Annotated in this window: 16 protein-coding genes and 3 pseudogenes; 5 read left to right on the top strand and 14 right to left on the bottom strand. The window is 55.1% G+C overall.

Annotated elements, in window-relative coordinates; genetic code table 11:
- Positions 1 to 3: 3 nt before the first annotated feature.
- Positions 4 to 648, bottom strand: a complete 645-nt coding sequence (locus tag KGB18_RS16825; protein WP_223570256.1) for an EndoU domain-containing protein — start codon at positions 646 to 648, stop codon at positions 4 to 6.
- A 258-nt stretch (positions 649 to 906) separates the two neighbouring features.
- Here KGB18_RS16825 and KGB18_RS16830 point away from each other — a divergent pair, with 258 nt between their 5' ends.
- Positions 907 to 3,171: an AAA family ATPase gene (locus KGB18_RS16830; protein WP_223570257.1), complete on the top strand. Its 2,265-nt coding sequence runs from the start codon at positions 907 to 909 to the stop codon at positions 3,169 to 3,171.
- Between the two features lie 169 nt (positions 3,172 to 3,340).
- Here KGB18_RS16830 and KGB18_RS16835 read toward each other — a convergent pair whose 3' ends face one another.
- On the bottom strand, positions 3,341 to 3,538 hold the full coding sequence (locus tag KGB18_RS16835) for a hypothetical protein (protein ID WP_223570258.1): 198 nt from the start codon (positions 3,536 to 3,538) through the stop codon (positions 3,341 to 3,343).
- A 35-nt stretch (positions 3,539 to 3,573) separates the two neighbouring features.
- Positions 3,574 to 4,029 (bottom strand): GNAT family N-acetyltransferase, encoded by a 456-nt coding sequence (locus tag KGB18_RS16840; RefSeq protein WP_223570259.1) that lies wholly within the window; start codon positions 4,027 to 4,029, stop codon positions 3,574 to 3,576.
- 1,002 nt (positions 4,030 to 5,031) lie between these two features.
- On the opposite strand from KGB18_RS16840, the gene KGB18_RS16845 reads away from it, so the two are divergent.
- The gene (locus KGB18_RS16845; RefSeq protein WP_223570260.1) at positions 5,032 to 6,336 is read left to right on the top strand and encodes a hypothetical protein; all 1,305 of its coding nucleotides are present in this window, start codon (positions 5,032 to 5,034) and stop codon (positions 6,334 to 6,336) included.
- A 3-nt stretch (positions 6,337 to 6,339) separates the two neighbouring features.
- Here KGB18_RS16845 and KGB18_RS16850 read toward each other — a convergent pair.
- From KGB18_RS16850 to KGB18_RS16870, 5 genes and pseudogenes are all read right to left on the bottom strand, one after another.
- Positions 6,340 to 6,483: pseudogene (locus tag KGB18_RS16850) on the bottom strand (serine recombinase); the annotation flags it as partial.
- Between the two features lie 503 nt (positions 6,484 to 6,986).
- Positions 6,987 to 8,150, bottom strand: a complete 1,164-nt coding sequence (locus tag KGB18_RS16855) for a DUF4350 domain-containing protein (protein ID WP_201060556.1) — start codon at positions 8,148 to 8,150, stop codon at positions 6,987 to 6,989.
- Positions 8,147 to 9,691 carry a DUF4129 domain-containing protein gene (locus KGB18_RS16860; protein ID WP_223570261.1) on the bottom strand — a complete coding sequence of 515 codons (1,545 nt, stop codon included), beginning with the start codon at positions 9,689 to 9,691 and terminating at the stop codon, positions 8,147 to 8,149. The genes KGB18_RS16855 and KGB18_RS16860 overlap by 4 nt, the downstream gene beginning before the upstream one ends.
- Positions 9,678 to 10,655 (bottom strand): stage II sporulation protein M, encoded by a 978-nt coding sequence (locus KGB18_RS16865; RefSeq protein WP_201121285.1) that lies wholly within the window; start codon positions 10,653 to 10,655, stop codon positions 9,678 to 9,680. Before KGB18_RS16865 ends, KGB18_RS16860 begins: the two co-directional genes overlap by 14 nt.
- Entirely contained in the window at positions 10,652 to 11,377 is a 726-nt protein-coding gene (locus KGB18_RS16870) for an RDD family protein (protein WP_123719300.1), read from the bottom strand. Before KGB18_RS16870 ends, KGB18_RS16865 begins: the two co-directional genes overlap by 4 nt.
- A 182-nt stretch (positions 11,378 to 11,559) precedes the next feature.
- Between KGB18_RS16870 and sbcB the strand changes: the two genes are divergently transcribed.
- Positions 11,560 to 12,990 (top strand): exodeoxyribonuclease I, encoded by a 1,431-nt coding sequence (sbcB, locus tag KGB18_RS16875; RefSeq protein WP_223570262.1) that lies wholly within the window; start codon positions 11,560 to 11,562, stop codon positions 12,988 to 12,990.
- A 98-nt stretch (positions 12,991 to 13,088) separates the two neighbouring features.
- Here sbcB and mvaT read toward each other — a convergent pair whose 3' ends face one another.
- A complete protein-coding gene (mvaT, locus tag KGB18_RS16880) occupies positions 13,089 to 13,466 on the bottom strand; it encodes a histone-like nucleoid-structuring protein MvaT (protein WP_007903853.1) in 378 nt (125 codons plus the stop codon).
- A 327-nt stretch (positions 13,467 to 13,793) separates the two neighbouring features.
- On the opposite strand from mvaT, the gene purU reads away from it, so the two are divergent.
- Together purU and KGB18_RS30100 are read left to right on the top strand one after the other, a co-directional pair.
- Positions 13,794 to 14,642 (top strand): formyltetrahydrofolate deformylase, encoded by an 849-nt coding sequence (gene purU, locus KGB18_RS16885; RefSeq protein WP_007903852.1) that lies wholly within the window; start codon positions 13,794 to 13,796, stop codon positions 14,640 to 14,642.
- A gap of 81 nt (positions 14,643 to 14,723) precedes the next feature.
- Positions 14,724 to 14,897, top strand: a pseudogene (locus tag KGB18_RS30100) (hypothetical protein); the annotation flags it as partial.
- Positions 14,898 to 14,997: 100 nt separating this feature from the next.
- Here the strand turns inward: KGB18_RS30100 and KGB18_RS16890 are convergent.
- From KGB18_RS16890 to KGB18_RS30110, 5 genes and pseudogenes are all read right to left on the bottom strand, one after another.
- Positions 14,998 to 15,993 (bottom strand): YbhN family protein, encoded by a 996-nt coding sequence (locus KGB18_RS16890; RefSeq protein WP_123719296.1) that lies wholly within the window; start codon positions 15,991 to 15,993, stop codon positions 14,998 to 15,000.
- Positions 15,990 to 16,766: a DUF2334 domain-containing protein gene (locus tag KGB18_RS16895; protein WP_223570263.1), complete on the bottom strand. Its 777-nt coding sequence runs from the start codon at positions 16,764 to 16,766 to the stop codon at positions 15,990 to 15,992. The genes KGB18_RS16890 and KGB18_RS16895 overlap by 4 nt, the downstream gene beginning before the upstream one ends.
- Positions 16,759 to 17,880: a glycosyltransferase family 4 protein gene (locus KGB18_RS16900; protein ID WP_123719294.1), complete on the bottom strand. Its 1,122-nt coding sequence runs from the start codon at positions 17,878 to 17,880 to the stop codon at positions 16,759 to 16,761. Before KGB18_RS16900 ends, KGB18_RS16895 begins: the two co-directional genes overlap by 8 nt.
- 220 nt (positions 17,881 to 18,100) lie before the next feature.
- Positions 18,101 to 18,865, bottom strand: coding sequence for a methyl-accepting chemotaxis protein (locus KGB18_RS30105; RefSeq protein ID WP_411736823.1), 765 nt, complete (start codon positions 18,863 to 18,865; stop codon positions 18,101 to 18,103).
- A 93-nt stretch (positions 18,866 to 18,958) separates the two neighbouring features.
- A pseudogene (locus KGB18_RS30110) lies at positions 18,959 to 19,990 on the bottom strand (cache domain-containing protein); the annotation flags it as partial.
- Between the last annotated feature and the right edge of the window lie 2 nt (positions 19,991 to 19,992).

Consider the following 19,992-nt stretch of genomic DNA (forward strand, 5'->3'; position numbering starts at 1 on the left):
GCTTTAAGGTTTGTAGAGTGGGTAAACGGTTGCTCTTGGGGACGTGTACCCGGTTACTTTAACACCGGAAGGCGTCCAGGAAGTCCAGCGGCTCCCATTTACTACTTTCCTAGGACTATTCCAAGCGCCATCAATTTCATCTATCAATTGTGCTTTAGTCCAAGAGGCAGGGAACATCGTATTTATCGAATTGTTAGTCGTTTTGGTCAGCCACTGACCTGGGTTTTTTGGGTCCGGCACCTGAACAGTGGCCCGATAGACACCAGATGCGTCAGGAGCCGACTGTGATCCGGGAACAATTCTTACATCGCCATTCAATAATGTATGCGCCCCCGTTGGATTGCCATCCCTATCATAATCCGCACCGATTATATGCAGGATGTCAACCGGGTTGCTGAACATAATACCTGGCGATAGATTCGGATCCACCGCGGGGGATGTAGTACTCCAACCACCAGAATTGTCAATCTGGCTTCCATCAGTACTCGTCGGCAGAGATGGCTGCACCTCCTGCCCACCAACACTCACGGGATGACCGACGTTATTATCCACGGCGAGTGTTATCAACACCTGATATTTTTTATCAAGCAAATGTATTGGAAATGCAGTACCGGTAACGCTCTCCCACAGCTCGATCGACAGCTTCAACTGATGAAGCTGTCACCGGCTACTTTCGACCCAAGCCGACGGTGGCGACGGGCTGAGATCAGCCATTAGCTGCCATTTGTTACGAGCATTTATTGGTCAATAGCGGGTGTTCAGCCACGAGGCGGTTACCGGCTAACAAGCAACCAAGTGGGCGATTAGCACATTGACTCGATCCCAGATTGCCGGAGTTTGACAGAGCCTAGAGCTCTCGACTGGCCCTTTATAGGCAACGTCAACGTATCGTTACCCTCGATCAGAATGCGCCGTCATCGACAGGCTCGTGGCGCTTATAAAAAAGCGATCTATGCTTCTTATGCTAATACTAATGGCGTATCGCACATTCTGTGCACAGAGGATATGATCGTGATAACGGAATTAAATATTGAAGGCGTAACCAGTTATAAGCTCAAGTCTTCAGTAACACCAACAAATAAGACTTGCCTCGTGTACGGATTAAACGGGGCAGGAAAAAGCACTGTATCAGAATATCTATATGCGCCTAATAATGCTGCCTTTCATAAATGTAGCTTCAAGACCAGCCAGCCTTGTGATATTTTAGTTTACAATCAAAGCTTTCTTAATGACTATTTTTTTGAGGAAGATAACCTTAAGGGGATTTTTACTCTCTCGAAAGAAAACAAACAGGCACTACAGCAAATCGAAGCGGAAACTATAGAGCTTGAAAAAGCACAGAGCTTACAGCAAAAAAACTCCGAGTTAACTGGAGATATTACAACTCGTCTGGAACAAGAAAAGTCCAAGGCTAGCAGCAAGACGTGGGAAATTAAAACAAAATACTCAGGCGGCGATCGTGTATTGGAGTTTTGCCTTGATAATTTAAAGCGAACAGAGCTTCTTTTTCAGCACGTCACTGGTCTTGTTCGCACTGAGGAGGCCCCGGATTACACAATTGAAGATTTGAGAGCTGAAGCCTCTTCGATCGAGGGCGAAGGCGCCGTTCAACTGACAGCCATTCCTGACTTGGCAGCAGATTGGCTCAACGTCGAGATAGATCCTATATGGTCCAAAGTCATAGTAGGCAGCCAAGACGGATCGGTCGCGGAGTTTATCAACAGGCTTGGGAGTTCGGACTGGGTTAAGCAAGGGCTCCGATATATTGATATCAACGCCAGCCAGCCTCAGGCTTGCCCGTTCTGCCAAGAAAATACAATCACGCAAAACATCGTAAAATCGATACGCGATGTTTTTGATGAAGCCTATGATCGAGACATAGAAGCCCTTGAAAATACTAGGGCTCGATATGAGTCCTTTACTTCGCGAATTAACATACAAGACATATCGAATCTTCCATTAGCAAGCAAGGAACTCGTAAATGCTTGGGAACTTGCCTGTGAGACCCTTAAGTCCTCAATTCGTGAAAATGCACTGATTACTAGCAACAAGCTTAAAAGCCCGAGCACCCCAGTAACTCTTTCGTCCAGTGGCCCCGCCGTAAAATCGATTAATGACGTAATTGCCACTCTGAATGAATTGATCAGAGAACATAATGACAAACTTTCCAACAAGAAAAAAACAAAAGACGATATAAAATCTCGCTTCTGGAACTTAATGCGCTGGGATTACGATCAAACAATATCAGCCTACACTCAGTCAGTATCAGAGCTTCAGGAAGAAGCTGGCAAGGCGAATAAAAACGGCAAAGATATTCAGCAGATTATCGAAAATTCTCATGGCCAGATCGCTAACCTTAGAAAGCAAACTGTGAATATCGAGGAATCAATTCAAAACATAAATAACGGCTTACTCGAAATCGGAATCGATGGCTTCTCAGTAGTTAAGCATAATGACACCCTTTACAGGATTGCTAGGACCACAGATCAAGCCAACGCATTTCACTCACTCAGTGAAGGTGAAAAAACAGTCATAAGCTTTCTATATTTTATCGAATTATGTAAGGGGCAAAAAACCCCGTCAGCCGTTCCTCTAACAAAAGTAGTCGTAATTGATGACCCTATCTCAAGCCTCTCACATCTATATGTATTCAATATTGGGCAACTAATAAAGAAATACTTCATTAATGACGCACTTTATAAACAAGTATTCGTGCTTACGCATAGCTTGTATTTTTTCTACGAACTCACACATACCAACAAGGATAAACGCGCAGAAACGCAGAACCTGTATAGAGTTATTAAGAATGCAAACGGTAGCAGTATAATCTCCATGAAATACGAGGAGATACAAAATGACTACCAATCGTACTGGTCCATTGTAAAAGATCCTGCTTCGCCACCTGCACTCATTGCGAACTGCATGAGAAACATAATTGAATACTTCTTTAATTTTGTTCAGAAGACAGACTTCAATAACGTATTTCAGATGCCCGCTTTGTCGGCGGATAGATTTGCCACCTTCTACAGATATATGAACAGAGAGTCACACTCTCTTGGTCAGAATATTTTTGACATTAAAGAATTTGATCACCAAGCCTTCAGGGATGGACTGAGAATAATATTTGAAGAGTGCGGGTACTCTGAACACTATAAAGCAATGACCAAATAGCTGATCTAAGATTGTTCACGAACATGCTCATATGAATGTATGAGCGAAGGCTAATCAAGACTAAGCGGGGCGAGGAGCGCTTGGGGTCCGAAATTAAAGGAGAACGTCTGCTTTTGGCCGGTTTCTGCCTGTCGCCAAGGGCTGAAACCGCCCCAGAGCGGTCATCACCTCACCCGCCACTGGTATGGATGAGCAAGGCTATAAAAATCACGAAAGGTGCGAATAGCACCAAGCCGCCGACGGCGACTGCCCAACCCCAGGCAAAACCGCTTTCTCCCTTGAAACGACCGCCACTGAGCAAGCCAAGCACGTAAACGCCAATCCGATGAGCCAACATGTTGATCAAGATATCAAAGATGAAATCCATTTTTTGATCCTGGCGTCTTCTTGGACGCTGTAGCGCTACAGGTCCAATGTCTTCGCCATGATGATCGTGCGCTCCGATTCGTGAAACTCGTCCCGGATTTTTTTAAAGTCAAGTGAAGCATAAAAGCCTTCTGCAGTGATGGAAGAGGGAACACGTAGCAGATTCAGGCCTGCATTTCTGGCGATCGACTGAATCCTCTCCATCAGGTGTCTTCCGATCCCTTTGCCTTGATAGGTCGGATCGACAAACACGCTTCGGACAACGTCCTGATCAAGACTTGCAGTTGCAACGATATGACCGTCGACTATTGCTACGAGTACCTGACTCCGAGACAACAATTGAAGAATTGCCGGGGGAGAAAAGCTCTGCGCCACTTGACCGATGATTTCCGATGAGTAGTCCTGAGCATTGGACTCGCGGAGAGTGTTAATGATCGTTCGACTGATAGCCGGGGCATCTGCATTCATAGCGTTTCGAATCAGGTAATCCATCAAGGCAGCTCCTTCCGCATAATCGCTTGATCATAGAAGGATTCGGGCTTACGGACCAAAACGAAAAGGCGCAATGGCTGCTTTTGGCTGTCGATTTCTGCCTATCGCGAAGGGCGGCAATGGGCCCCGAAAGCGGTTATTCAGCATGACTTAGAGGTAAGTGTGGATTGGGATTCGCACCCCTTCACGCATCCCTGAGAACCGCTCCAGCCCATCAAATACGGTGTTTTCGTCCTCTGCCTGTGGCGCGCTGCGGCCAATAGCGGTCCTGAAAGTACCCTAATTTTGCCCTAAACCATTTCAGCATTGCCCCCCTGCTATGCTTGGGTTTTCTCGAAAGGAGTTGAACCATGCCAATTCCGATAAGCCAATAAATCAGAAGTTTGAGGACCGTGCCACGGGCCAACCTGGAAAGTCAGGGCGAGGCGATCAAGGCGCGGATTGAGCAGCAACGACAAGCGGGAAGTGTCAGCGAGACGGATGCCACGCAACTGGTGGCCGACGTGAATAATGAGAAGGCGCGCATTCTAACGGGGGGCAGCAAGCCAGGCAGCGTGATGTCTCACGTTTGCGACATCATAACGGGGCGTGTGCTGTCCAGTCGTATCGAGCACCCCGATGGTCGTGTTCAGACTCGCGCGAGGGATGAGGTAGGCAAACTGACGGGCTGGACTGAGATCACCCCGCCGAACCCCATTCCGCGCCCCTCCAGCTCACGGTCACGCTAGGCAAGCCTAATGATGACATGTTGAGGGGTGTTTGCTAAGTTGCTAAGGGCAATGAAATCAGGGGGTTGATGCCCCAGGCGAACTCAGTTTTTCGTGCTAAAACCTACCTATTGGTACAAAAATTGGTACGAGATCTTCTCCCCTCCCAAGGGGAAGATTGGCAGTTCGAACCTGCCCTGAGACACCATATAATTCAATGCGTTGCGACGTTTCGAAGACATCAGTCACGTGCCCATGGGTGCATTTAGTGATTTTTTCGGTAGGGAATTGAAAAATGCATCCAGCTATTGCATCCGTAACACAAGAGCTTGAATTACTCGAAACAGCAGTGCGTACGCAGGTACCTGCGGGTAACTTCAATATTGCTCACAGCAATTGGAGCTTTCCTGGTCTAAACGTAGACGACATCGTTGCAGCTATAGCCGAGGTTCGAAACGTTTTGGCCGAAATTGGCGATGACGTCGGTGAGAAAGCTGGTGCCGTTGAGGCGTACTTGCCCCGGTTGCAGTTCTATCGTGCGAATTCTGTGCCGCAGATATGGGGAAATTCACAGGCCGCGTTGTCGTCTCTTTTTATGACCCTTGGTGGACTCAAAAGAGCCGCGGCACCTCTCCTAAAATCCCACGACGTTAAAGAGCTGGCCAATGGAATTCGGCTATCCGGAAGGCAGTTAAAAACGGTCGAGTCGAGAATCAATAATCTCACTGCTCGATCCGAAAGCCTTGATTCTGTGGTGAGAGAAATCGAATCTGCTCACGAGGCGGCCATCCAGCTTCCGGAGGATCTTGAAACGCTGAGCGATGCACGCGCCCAATTACAGCAACTTCTGAGTGACGCTGAAAAGGACCGGGTTCATATTCTGTCTGCGCGTGATGCCGCCGAAACCGCGCAGCAACAGTTGATTGATGCTGCCAGTGAAGCTACCGAGGTGGTAAAGAAGGCTAATTTAGCTTATTCCACAGCCACTAGTCAGGGGCTGGCTGCCGCGTTTGCTGATCGCTCTAGCAGGCTTGGGGTCTCTATGTGGATGTGGGTGGCTGGGCTTGTGCTTTCGCTCGGCCTCGGAAGCTATTTTGGCAAGGATCAACTACAGCACCTTGCTGAACTGATAACGGCTCCAAATGTTACCGGGACAGCTATTGCTATAAATTTTGTCTTGTCGATACTTTCTGTGGGCGCGCCCATATGGTTTGCCTGGCTTTCAACAAAGCAAATTGGGCAGCGCTTCCGTCTTTCTGAAGATTACGCTTTCAAAGCCTCTATTTCTAAAGCTTATGAAGGATATCGGCGTGAAGCGCATCGTATTGATCCTGTGCTTGAGTCCCAGCTGTTGCGATCAGCGCTATCTCGGCTCGATGAGCAGCCCCTTCGTTTAGTCGAGTCGGCTAGCTACGGCAGCCCATGGCATGAATTGATGTCTTCAGTCGCTGTCAAAGAGGCAATGAAATCGATCCCTGGGTTTGCCGCACAAATTGCTCAAATAGCTAAGAGCGCTTTGGCGAAAACACCTCCCGTTAAGCCTTCGGCGGAAATTGTTGATTTACCTGCCGCTAATGCTGCTGTAGCAGAAAAGCCTTAGTCGTTAAGCAGAACAGTTTCTTCTATTCGTAGCACTGTGGTGGTGGCGAGCAGTTGCTCGAATGCCAAGGCCTGCGCTGAGTAGCTCCGTCACACGCTTGTGTAGATCGGTGTTAATTGGTCGACCTTGATACTTTCCTGCGGCTTTGTTCCCCCATTCCCAAATCTGCTGGGTTCAGCCACACCACTCTTTCGCCTCGACAACTTTTTCCAGACTCCAACTGTCGTTGCTATTCTTGGGCTTTCTCGAAAGGAATCGACACAATGCCAAGCGAATATTCACTGCTAGATGTACTGGAAGCTGAAAAAGTCGTACAAAGCACGCCCGGCACTGGGCCAGGACTGCCTAGAACCAATGGCTCCGCGAAGCAGGTAGTGACGAAAGAATTGATTGGCCGGGACGCAACTCTCCATTGGCTCCCAAAGCAGAATGGGGAACCCCGGATAGGGTCGCCCAGCGATCACTAAATCCTCCGTAGCCCATACAAGCTCCATCTGCGATCTCCTGTACTGACCAGACACCCCAACCCTTTTTGTCTGCTCTATCAGATTTAAGGCGATTAGATCGCCCCTCAAGCACCATTTCAGGCCGTGAGTACATAGAGAGCTGTTTCTAATACAATGGGGATCTAACCTTTGCAAGGTGCCAGATCATAAGGCGTTCCTCAAGGTTTGCAGGTGGGCGACCTGACGGCTGAATTCAGCGCTGGGAAGCCGCTGCTTCGGTCGCGGGCTCATGGCCTGGCTGATGGCGCGTGTGGGTTGGCCGGTCAGGCGTGCGAGCACCAGCCATTGTTCGGCAACGCCGAGTTGTTCAAAACCGGGATGACGGTGACGGACACGACGCAGGATGTCTTGTTGCAAGGCTTGCAGCAGGCTGTGCTGACCGTTGTGGCGGAGCATGAAATCGGCGCTGGCACGCAGGTGTTCCTGAAGCTGGCGGCGGGCTCTCGTGGCCGGCTCCAGCAACGGGCCGTTACGCACGCCCACATGCCAGAACCCGAAAACGATCAAGGCGATCAGGGCCACCAAGGCTTGTGGAAAATAGCGCCACAGCAAGGTCGGCAAGCTGTCGTGATCGGTATTGAACAGCAGGGTCACGTCTGTGTCGGCCGTCAGGTACCACAGTAGCCAGGCGTTGTCGTACTGGTCGATAGCCGGGGTTTTCCAGAGGTCGGCGTCGGTGACCACGGTAATCGAGCCGAGCCCGTGACTCAGCTGCATCATGTGCGTGGCCTTGCCGCTGTTGGCCCAGGCCTGGGCGAGGTTTTTCGGGTCGTCGAGGTGGAACGCGGTATCGAAGTTGAAGTAGGCCGGCGCCTCTTCGTTTTCCAGGTAGAGCTTGGTCAGTTTGGGGTAAGGATCGTCAATAGGATCGGGCGGCGGTTCCTTGAGGTCTTTGCTCAGGGACTGGTGCAGCTGCACCCGGTCGAGCAGCAGGTCGTTGCTCTGACCGGTCTTCTCATCCCACAGGGCTTCGGCGACGAATAAAAGACGTCCACCGGCCCGGGTCCAGTTCAACACCTGATTCACCTGTCGTGGCGACATGTTCGTTCGATCGCCGAGCAACAACAAACTGCGCTGATGAGGCTCGAGCGTCGGCAAGATGTCGAGGCTGTTGGCGTGGTTGACGGTCAGGCCCTGTTTGCGCAGAAAGTGCTCGGCCGCCAGATAGGGGTTGGCTTGGGCTTCGGGCGATGGGCCGTGATCGATTTCTGCTGGATAGGGTATGGCCTTGAAATACAGGTAAACACTCAGCGCACACACTAGCAGGGCGATGAACGCACCGACTGAAAGCCACAAGCGCCGGTTCAACGGACCGCTCCCGGGCCGAACAACGTGCGCCAGCCATCACAGAGTTCCTGTTGCAAATGCGCGGGGGGCAATCGATGCCCATACGCCATGTTTTGCCAGTGCCCGGTGAGGTTTTTACTGAAGGCCAGCAAGGCAGGTTGTTGCAATTGTTCAACGCGCTGAAGAACTTCGCCTTCGGTGTCGGCGGGTTTGAGCGCCATGTTGAAATCGTGCAGCAAGTGGCTGAGGAGGGCGCGATAGAGCAACCCGAGGGCTTCACGGGGATTGGTCTGCCAGAGGCTTTCGGCGCTGGCTGCGATGTCGGCGGGCAGGGTTTCGCGGTTGAGGTCCAGGCCGAACGCCTGCTGCGGTAATGGCCGCGCGACTTTGCGATTTAACGGGGGGCGGCGGCTGACGAAGGCCTGCAGCCAGTCGCGGTAACGCCAGATCAATAGCCCAATGGCGCCGATCACTGTGCCCCACAGCAACACTTCGATCAGGTTGGCCAATACGCCAAAGCGTTGGCTGTCCAGCAAGCTGAACAGCGCCTTCAGCCAGGCGGGCGTTTGACCATTGTCCGCAGTGTCGGGGGCGGGTTTGTCTTCGCCAAAGCGATAGCGCGTTACCGTTTCCTTATTCTTGAAGGGGGGCTGATCGAGGATGACCTTGATGCTGCCCCGGGACGCCTGGCTGGTCAGTGACTGGTCCAGCAGACGCGCAGAGTCCGGTGAAATAACCGGTTCGGCGGCCCAGACGCTTTGCGCCGTCGGCACCAGCAGGATCGCGGCCAGCAGCAGCGTGACGACCGTGCTGGTCAAGCGTTGGCACAATCGGCGAAAGACCAGCTCGATATCCCAGGCTTCCAGCCGCGTGCGCCGGTTCAGATAAAGGCTGAAACCGCAGGCCACATAGATCGGTTCCCAGACAATCAGCACCAGAACGTAAAAGGTATTGGTCAGGTGTTCCAGCCAGAGCCAGTCTTGGGTGGCGGCGGTAATCAAGGTCTGCCAGCCCCAGTCGAGTTCGACCTGTTGCGGCAAGAGCATGTAGAACAGCACCATCAAGCCGATCCACAGCGCGGTTTCCAGATGCACGCCGATGATCGTCAGCCACTGGGCGGCGCCCGCGTTGCGTTGCAGCAACACGCGCAAACGTTGTTGGCGCTCTTCGCCCGCCAGGCCTTCGAGTTGCACCACCGGCATCAGAAAACTGCGGCTCAGACTCAGGCGGCGCCAGGTCAGGCTGGCCAGCAGTTGCGGTTTGAGCAGCCGTGGCCATTGGTGCAGGGCCTGTTTCAGCGTGGGGGTTTCGCCGAACATGGCTTTGGACAGGATGTACAGCGGCAGCCGATCGAACGCCGGTTTGAGCCACCAGAACAGGAACACGGCGAGGGAGGGTGAATCCCACAGCAGCAAGGTGAGCAGGGCAAAGACCGGCAAGGTCACGATCGCCCAACTGGTCATCAACAGGCGTCGATGGCGCTGACTCAGCAGCACTCCCAGGTCCATGGCTTCCCAGGTTGTGCGCGGGCGGATCACCACACTGGCATCACTCAGGCGCATGACGGGTCCGTCCGGCAAACAGCAGATAAGTCGCCACCAGGCACCAGAGCGCCGCGCCGACCAGGTATTTGGTCAGCGGCGTGAGCCCGGTCCGCGACGACCAGTAGGCTTCGATAAACGCCGCAATCAGCAGAAACAGCATGACCCCGCAAATCAGCAACACGCTCTTGCGCGCTGCCAGTTGCAGGGCTTCGGCGCGGGGCAAACGTCCCGGGGCGATCAAGGCCCAGCCCAGTTGCAGGCCTGCGGCACCGGCCAGGGCAATGGCACTCAGTTCGAAGGCGCCATGGCCGATCACGAACGACCAGAAGGTTTGCCCGTAACCAATGTGCGTCAGGTGCCCGGCCACCGCACCGATCATCAACCCGTTGAAGAACAGGAAAAACGCGCTGCCCAGGCCAAACAGCAAACCGCTGGCGAAGGTCTGAAAGGCGATGCCGATGTTGTGCATGATGTAGTAACCGAACATCACCCAGTCTTCGCTGGCTGCCCGATCTGCCAGGCGCCCCAGATGACCGGCGACGGGATCGTACATGCTTTGCATCTCACTGACCTGCTCGGCCGGGATCAGGTTGTAGATCAGTTCCGGGAACAGATACACCAGCAACGCGAAGCCGATCAGGCTGCCAAAAAACATCAGGCTGGCGGCAAGGACGAAGCGCCACTGCTCACGCACCAGTCGCGGGAAATCGGCGAGGATGAAACTCAACACGTTGGCACCCAGTCGACTGCGATGCCGATAAAGCTGTTGATGCCCGCGCAGAACCTGTTGCTGCAATGAATCGATCAGGAAACTGCTGTAGCCGCGCTCCTGAGCCAGGGCCAGGTGTTGGCAGAGCCGTCGATAATCGCTGGGGAAACTGGCGACTCCAGAGGCGTCCTTGCCTCGTTCCAGCCGTTCAAGCATGAGTGCAAACTGCTCCCATTCGGCTTGGTGGCGACTTTCGAAAAGGCTTTGCTTCATGAGGGGCCCAACAGGCCACGGGCGATGCCGTTGAGTTCGGCCCTCGCCTGTGGCTTCGATACCTGCAACGGTTGCGCGAGTATCGAGGCGAGCTCATTGGCCCGTGCCTCGGAGAGTTCACCCTGGCGCTCGGCAAACCCGAGGATGGCGCGTTGCTCGGTCAGCGTCAGCGCGAAGGCTGCGCGCCGCGGTGGGACATCGGGTAGTTGGGGGCGGGTGAGCGGTTGTTCGCGGTAGATCACCAGCGTACCGGCGGCCAGGTCGCCGAGGCGCTTGAAGGAGGGATGTTGCAGGCAACTGATCGCCCCGAGAAAGTAGCCGAACGGCAACATGTCGACAAATCGCAGCAGGTTGCGCAGCAAGGACGCGGACCAGCCGATCGGCGTGCCATCGTCATGCACTACGCGCAACCTCATCCATTGTTTGCCCGGCGAGCGGCCCTGATTGAGCACCTCGAACAGCACCATGTACCACCAACTCACCACGAACAGCAGAATCGAACCCAGCCCGGCGCCGAGTTTTCCGAGAAACGCCAACATAATAAACAGCAGGCCCAGAATCACCCCACGCAGGCCCAGGTCGATGGCGAACGCCAGCGCACGTACCATCAACCCGGCCGGGCGCAGCGGCAAGTCGATGCCTTCGGGCGTTTCGACGTGATACCGCGTATCCAGTGGCCGGGCCAGCGTCGCTTTCCCTGGCAGTGCTGTGGTCTCGAGCATGGGCAACCTTGATGTGGCCTGGTCCGGATTCGATCTCCTTTCGATGCTAGCAGCCTCTTGGGGGAAAACGACATAACTATGTATTGCACGGTGCGTGGTCAGAGATGATTGAATGACAAGATTCTGGTCGGGGCGGTATATGTGCGCCTAGACTTCGCCGGTCTTCAGTTCAGGAACAACCCGTGACCTCGATCTTCTGGTACGACTATGAAACCACTGGCATCAACCCCCGTTGCGACCGCCCGCTGCAAGTGGCGGGGATTCGCACCGACTTCGATCTCAATGAAATAGACGAACCGGTCAACCTTTATTGCCAGCCCAGTGACGACATCCTGCCTCATCCGGCGGCTTGCGCGATCACCGGTATTACGCCCGCGCGTCTGGCCGAGCAAGGTTTGAGCGAAGCCGATTTCATGACACGGGTTCATGCCCAGCTCGCGGCGCCCGGCACCTGTGGGGCCGGGTACAACACGCTGCGTTTTGACGACGAGATGACCCGTTACAGCCTGTATCGAAACTTTTTCGACCCCTACGCACGGGAGTGGCAGGGCGGCAACAGCCGCTGGGACCTGATCGATGTGGTGCGCGCGGCTTATGCCTTGCGTCCCGATGGCCTCGTCTGGCCGAAGGACGACGAAGGGCGAGTCACGCTCAAACTCGAACGTCTGACCGCTGCCAATGGCATCGATCACGGGCATGCACACGAGGCACTGTCGGACGTTCGCGCCACCATTGCCCTCGCGCGTCTGATTCGGGAAAAACAGCCGAAGTTGTATGACTGGCTGTTTCAATTGCGCGGCAAACAAAAGGTCATGGATCAAATTAGGCTGTTGCAGCCGATGGTGCATATTTCCGGGCGCTTTTCGGCGGCCCGCAACTATGTGGGTGTGGTGCTGCCATTGGCTTGGCATCCACGTAATCGCAACGCGCTGATTGTCTGTGACCTGCATCTGGACCCTCAGGGGCTTCTCGATCTGGATGCCGAAACCTTGCGTCAGCGGCTTTATACCCGCCGCGATGACTTGGCCGAAGGCGAACTGCCGGTGCCGCTCAAGCTCATACACATCAACAAGTGCCCGGTAGTGGCGCCGTTATCGGTACTTCGTCCTGTAGATCAGCAACGTTTGGGACTGGATATGGCGCTTTATCAGGAGCGGGCGCTGCGGCTAAGTGACGCACAACAAGTTTGGCGAGATAAAGTGTCAGACATTTACTCCCGCGACGATTTCTCTTCGAGCCAAGACCCCGAGCAACAGTTATACGACGGTTTTATCGGTGATCGGGACCGGCGTCTATGTGAGCAAGTCAGAGCTGCCGACCCTGCGCAATTAGCACAAGAACAGTGGCCTTTCGATGATGAACGTTTGCCTGAATTATTGTTTCGTTATCGCGCACGCAACTTTCCCGATACGTTGAGCCTGGAGGAGCAAGAACGCTGGCGAATATTCTGTCAGAAACGTTTGTGTGCACCTGAGTGGGGCGCGCCAAATACGCTGGATAGTTTTCTGGAGGTTGCTGCTCAATTGATGATTAGTGCTACATCGTTTCAGCGAGAGGTTCTGGATGAATGGAAGAATCATGTCCAGACGTTACGCAAACGTTTGAGTCTTTGAAAACGAGAATAATCTGCGCTTGAATTTCAGGCATAAAAAAACGCCAGCATTTGCTGGCGTTCTTTTGGTCGCGGATCAGTCTGCGACACGCTTGCGGCTTAGCCCAGCAGGGTAGCCCAGCTTTCAACCACGTCACCGCCCCACTTGGCTTTCCACTCTTTCAGAGTCTTGTGGTTGCCACCTTTGGTTTCGATGACTTCGCCGTTGTGCGGGTTTTTGTATTGTTTAACTTTGCGAGCACGCTTGGTGCCGGTAGTTTTTACTGCGCCGCCACGTGGAGCCTTGGTTTTGGACTCTGGATCCAACAGCGCGATGATGTCACGCAGGGATTTGGAGTATTCACCCATCAGGGTGCGCAGTTTGCCTTCGAATTCCAGCTCGGTTTGCAGTTTGTCGTCTTGGGACAGATTCTTCAAACGGGCTTGCAGCTCTTTGATAGCTTCTTCGGTGGCGCGATATTCGTTGATCAAGGACATGGGGACTACCTTATGTTAGGCGCTGGATGGCAGGGTGACAGTGCGACAATAATAGTCAGGGTGTTTCATCAAGTAAACATTTAACCAGAGTTTTATTTAAATTAGTTGCGGAATAGGACACACATTGGAGGGACAGTTAAATAGCGTCACAAATATTCACAGTTGACCTCTTGAAGATTGCCCGCAAGAACACCATCGCGCGGGTCAGCCTGGTGCTTGCAGAACCTGTATCGGACCTGCGGGCAAAGCCATGCGTCATCAATACTGCAGTTTTGCTGCGCAATCGCTAGAATAGCGGCCTTTGCGAAGTTCTGGAGTTTCCCCCTCATGCGCACTTTTCGGCTGGTGATTGCTTGCCCGGACCGCGTCGGCATCGTTGCTAAAGTCAGTAACTTTCTGGCGTCACATAACGGCTGGATCACTGAAGCGAGCCATCACTCGGATAATCTCAGTGGCTGGTTCTTCATGCGTCACGAAATTCGTGCCGATTCGCTGCCTTTCGGTATCGAAGCCTTTCGCGAAGCGTTTGCACCGATTGCCGAAGAGTTCTCGATGGACTGGCGCATCACCGACACCGAGCAGAAGAAACGCGTGGTGTTGATGGCCAGCCGCGAATCCCACTGCCTGGCCGACTTGCTGCACCGCTGGCACAGTGACGAACTGGACTGTGAAATCGCCTGCGTGATCTCCAACCATGATGATTTGCGCAGCATGGTCGAGTGGCACGGTATTCCTTACTACCATGTCCCGGTCAACCCACAGAATAAGGAGCCGGCCTTCGCCGAAGTCTCGCGTCTGGTCAAACAGCACGAGGCCGAAGTGGTGGTACTTGCCCGTTATATGCAGATTCTGCCGCCTGAGTTGTGCAGCGAATATGCCCATAAAGTCATCAATATTCATCACAGCTTCTTGCCGTCGTTTGTTGGCGCCAAGCCGTATCACCAAGCTTCGATGCGCGGTGTGAAGTTGATCGGCGCTACTTGCCACTATGTCACCGAAGAGCTGGATGCCGGTCCGATCATCGAGCAAGACGTAGTGCGCGTGAGTCACAGCGACAGCATTGAAGACATGGTGCGCTTCGGCCGTGACGTCGAGAAAATGGTGCTGGCCCGTGGTCTGCGTTATCACCTGGAAGACCGGGTGCTGGTGCATGGCAACAAAACCGTCGTGTTCTGATAGCCATACGGTTGAAATTCGAAGGGCCTGGGCGTTCAATCGCTTCAGGCCCTTCGCCGTTTTTGCACTGAGAACATAACCATGGCCGATCCACTGGACAAAGCGACTTCCAAGGCACCCGCCACATTGGGTGAGGGCTGTTTGAGTCGCTATGACCCGGATGACCTGAGCCCCGAAGACGGCACGGAGTTTCCCGGTGCCGCCGAGTTGTGGGAGCAGTTACAGGACCGTGGCGAGGGGGCTTGTCGGAACGCCGCATCGCCCCGTTCGGCGACGCAGCCGTCGCAAGATGAAGGAATGCCGGGGGCCGCTTCGCAGCCCAACGGGGGCAAGCCCCCTCGCCACAGGCGATCTTTTAAGCCTGCTTGAGCTTCATCAACTTCCTGAGCAATGGCCGCCCAAGCATCAGCAAAAACACCGGCCCACCGACCACCAGATAGAAGTAATAGGTCACTGTCCGCCAGATCAGAATCGCCGCCGCCGCGGTGGATTTCCCGACCATGGGCGCCAGCAGCGCCGCCGATGTCAGTTCCGCCGCCCCGGCACCGCCCGGCAACAGGCTGAACTGCCCCGCACTCAGTGACAGCATCTGGATCAGAAAGCACCAGGCCCACTGCAAGTCCACGCCCAGCCCACGCAATGCCAGATACAGCACGCTATAGCGCAAGAGCCAATGCAGGCAGGTCAGTGCAAACACCGTGATCAATGTCTGAAAAGGCAACTTCAATGTGTCAGTAAACGCCGCCAGGAAGTGCAGGAGCTTTCGCGCCCAGCGCATCCGGGTAGTGCCTTTGACATTGAGACGAGCGAGCAACCGACCACTCAGACGAATCAGCGAGCGGTGGTAGCGAGCCGCCAATACGCAACTGAACAGCCCGCCGAACATCGAGATGGCGCTGACGGTCAGCAGCCATTCCATGCGCTGACTGAGGTGCTGGAACAGTGCGTAAATCAGAATCCCGCTCAGCGCGCAGAGAAAAAACAGCAGATCGCTCAACTGATCCATGGCGAACACGGCGCTGCCCCTGGCCGGTCGTACGCCGTGGCGTGCCAACAAGGCCATGATGGTCAGCGGTCCGCCACTGCCGCCGGGAGTGGCGCAGTAGGCGAACTCGGCGGACATCACCACCCCAAGACTTTTGAAGCGGCTGATCTTGTCGCGCTGATCCCCCAGCAGCAGACGCAAGCGCTGGGTGTTGAGCATCCAGCAGAGCAGGATCATGCCGAACATGATCAGCAACCATTTCAGCGGAAAGCTTTGCAACCGCGACCATGTCTCTCCGCCACCCAGCAACGACGGGATGAGCACCGCAGCGAGCAGGGCGACGACCAGCAGAATCCCGCGGCTCATGCGGCGCGACCGATGGGGTCGCGTTGCCGGGCCAGCCAGTTGGCCTTGGTCATCGGCACACGACCCTCGTCGAGCAAGCGCTTGAGGGTTTGCAGCCAGTACTGACGCGAGAACTCATGGCGCATGTCCACCGGGTGCAGGCCGAGACGAATCACCGGCGCCTGGTGCCAGCGTTGTTCGCGCTGATCGCTGACGATTTTCGACAGACCCCGACGCCAGGCGCTGCGCGCACTCCAGACCAGGCACGGAGCATCGATCGCGGTGAAATCCGGCAATCGATACAGATGCTGCGAGTCGCTGGTGTAGCGCAGCGGTACCTGGCGCAAGGCTTGGCGGGTGCCGTCGCTCATCAGCCAGGCCGGAGCGACGAAACCTTGCAATGGCCAGTTGTAACGGTGGAACACCTCGATTCCGGCACGCAGGCGGGTGAGGGCGGCTCCCTGTGACAGGTCGTAGAACTCGCCTTCATGGGTGTAGATTCGGCGCATGAACCAGTCTCGGGGAGTGAGGGGGATGGGGCCTTCATCGCAATGGAAGTAACCGTGCAGTGCCAGTTCGTCGCCGAGAGAGACGCGGCGGGTCAGCAAACGTCGAAACGCCGGATACGCGTCCAGGTCGTTATGCTTGTGGAAGTCGGGCACCACCAGCCAGGTGATCGGTACCTCACCCAGCGCGTCGACGGCTTCGACGAAGGCTTGGTAATCGGGCCAGGTTTGCGGCGCAACGTCGTGCAATACCAGTAACAGGCTGGGCGCGTTCATGGGCTCAACCATTGGCGGTCAGTGGCCATTGAGTGCCGAGTACGGCGTGATAGTGCCCCAACAGGCTGTCGACCACGATATCCCAGGCGTAATGCTGTTCGACATGGCTGCGGGCTTGTTTGCCCAGCGCGGCGCTGCCCTGACTGAACAGTTCACGCACAGCGTTGGCCATTGCTGCTGGATTGTTCGGTGTGCAAAGCAGGCCGCATTGATCGGTGACAATTTCCTGAAAAGCCCCGGCCGCCACGGCCACCACCGGAATGCCGCTGGCCATGGCTTCGAGGATCACCAGGCCAAAGGTTTCCTGATCACCGGCATGCACCAGCGCATCGGCACTGGCCATCAAGCGCGCGACTTGCGCCGCCGGGTAGAACTCGTTGAGGACGGTGACATTGCGCGGTACCAGGGTCGGCATTGACGAGCCTACCAGCAACAGGTGATAGCGACGACCCAGGCGTTTCATGCATTTGAGCAGCACCGGCAGGTTTTTTTCCTTCGATCCACGGCCGGCGAAGATCAGCAGATGAGTGTTTTCATCGATGCCCAATTCAGCCCGTAAACCTGTATCCCGTTTACTGGGGTTGAACGTTTGCAGGTCGACGCCCAGCGGTTGTACGAAAACATTCTTCACGCCCAACCCGATCAGCTTATCGGCCATGATTTGGCTCGGCGCCAGAACCCGATCGAAGTTGCCATAGAGTTTGCTGACATAAGCTTCGATATTGGCGGTAACCCAATTGCCCATGCGATTGCTGACCAGTAGCGGCAGGTCCGAATGATAAAAACCGATCACCGGCACATCAAGTTGGCGTTTGGCGTCCAAAGCAGCCCAGGCAGTCAGGTATGGGTCGCCGACTTCAATCAGATCGGGCTGCAAATCCTGCAGAACATTGCGCCATGGCGCGAGACGGAGGGGGAAGCGATAACCCTTGCCGAATGGAAGGGCAGGGGCCGGAACCGTGTAGACACCGTCCTGTTCACTGAAATGAGCCCCGGGAATCAACAGGCTGTGACAAATGCCCGGCTTGATGCCCAGGCGACGGTGTTTGGCATCCAGATAAGTGCGCACGCCACCGCTGGCAGGGGCGTAGAACATGGTTATGTCAGCGATATGCACGATGAACATTCCTCCGGTCCGTTTGTTCTCCCTTGGTTGACCTATATGAAGGATAGATGTTCGGTCGGGGTTTTGCGGCGCGGGGTGTCAGCGGGGTTTTGCGGGGCTTTGCAGATCGTTATCGCGAGCAGGCTCGCTCCCACATTTGATCTCCGTAGTTCACAAATAATGTGTTCACCATAGATCCAGTGTGGGAGCGAGCCTGCTCGCGATTGGGGTCTATCAGACGCTAGATGCGGAAACTGCCTACCAACTGCTTCAATCGCGAAGCCTGCTGCTCAAGGTCCGAGCACGCGCGCAACGTCGATTGCAGGTTTTCCACGCCTTCCTGGTTTAGCGTGTTGATCTCGGTGATATCCACGTTAATCGACTCAACCACCGCCGTCTGTTCCTCGGTCGCTGTGGCCACGGACTGGTTCATGCCGTCGATTTCGCCGATGCGCAACGTCACGCTGTTCAAGCGTTCACCGGCCAGGTTGGCGATTTCCACGCTGTCCTGACTATGGCGCTGGCTGTCGCTCATGGTGCTGACGGATTCGCGGGCGCCGACTTGCAGCTCCTCGATCATGGTTTGCACCTGTTGCGCCGACTCTTGCGTGCGGTGTGCCAGGTTGCGCACCTCGTCGGCCACCACGGCAAAACCGCGTCCGGCTTCACCGGCCCGCGCCGCTTCAATGGCGGCGTTCAGCGCCAGCAGGTTGGTTTGCTGGGAGATGCTGGTGATCACTTCGAGAATCTGCCCGATGTTCACAGTTTTACTGTTCAGCGATTCGATGTTGGTACTCGAGGCGCTGAGCATGCTCGACAGCTGATTCATCGCGGCAATGCTGCGATCCACTACTTGCTGGCCATCTTCGGCCAGGCTGCGCGCGTCGCTGGCCTGACTTGACGCTTGCGCGGCGTTGCGGGCGATTTCCTGGGCCGCGGCGCCGAGCTGGTTGATCGCCGCGGCGACGCTGCTGGTGCGCGAGGCTTGCTGGTCGGAATTGAACATCGACGAGTTCGAGGCAGCCACCACACGCAGGGCCACTTCGTTGACTTGGCCAGTGGCCGAGGACACTTCGCGGATCGACGTATGAACCCGTTCCACGAAACGGTTGAACGCGGTGCCGAGGATGCCGAATTCGTCCTGATTCTGGATGGTCAGGCGCTTGGTCAGGTCGCCTTCACCGTCGGCGATGTCTTCCATGGCGCGGGTCATGACGTGCAGCGGCTGGATCAAGATGCGGATCAACATGCCCAGCAGGGCGATGATGATGGCCACGGCAATCACAGTCGCGACGACCGCCGAGGCGCGGAATTCGCTGAGCATCGAGAAGGCTTTGTCTTTATCCACCGACAGACCGATGTACCAATTGACCGAGGACAGGCCTTTGATTGGGGTGAAGGTGACGATGCGGGTCTTGCCGTCGACGTCGATCTCACTGAGTTCGCTGCTGATGCGCGGGGTGTTTTTCGGATACGCCTCGCTCAGGGACTTCATCGCCAGGGCTTTGTCCGGGTGAACCAGGATCTTGCCATCGGCGCTGATCAGAAAGGCATAACCCATGCCGTCGAAGTCCAGCGCGTTGAGGCTGTCGGCGATCACCTGCAAGCTGAGGTCGCCACCGACCACGCCGATGCTTTGACCGTCCTTGAGCACACTGTTGACGATGGAAATGACCAGTTGGCCGGACGCGAGATCGATGTACGGTTCGGTCAGTGCCGAGCCGCCGGTGCTTTGGGCGCTCTTGTACCAAGGCCGGACGCGAGGGTCATAGCCGTCGGGCATCTTGCTGTCAGGACGGATGATGAAGGTGCCATCCTTGTTGCCCAGATAGGCACCCATGAAGGTCGAGGTCACGGCCTTCTGCTCAAGTAGTTTGGAGACATTGCCAGTGTCAGCGTTCAGGGCGACGTTTTGTGACAGATTTTCTATCAGCAGGCTGCGTCCGGCCAGCCAGGTCTGGATATTGTTGGCCGTTACGCTGCCCATTTCTTGCAGATAGTTGTCTAGATCGTTGCGTATCGCATTGCGCTGCAAATAGTCGTTGTACAGTGTGAACGAGGCGAAGGCAGCAATAACGATGAGGGCGGCGGCAAGCAGTATTTTATGGCTGAAGCGCAGATTTTTATTCATAG

The organism is Pseudomonas sp. BF-R-26 (genome assembly GCF_019947395.1).
GTDB lineage: Bacteria > Pseudomonadota > Gammaproteobacteria > Pseudomonadales > Pseudomonadaceae > Aquipseudomonas > Aquipseudomonas farris.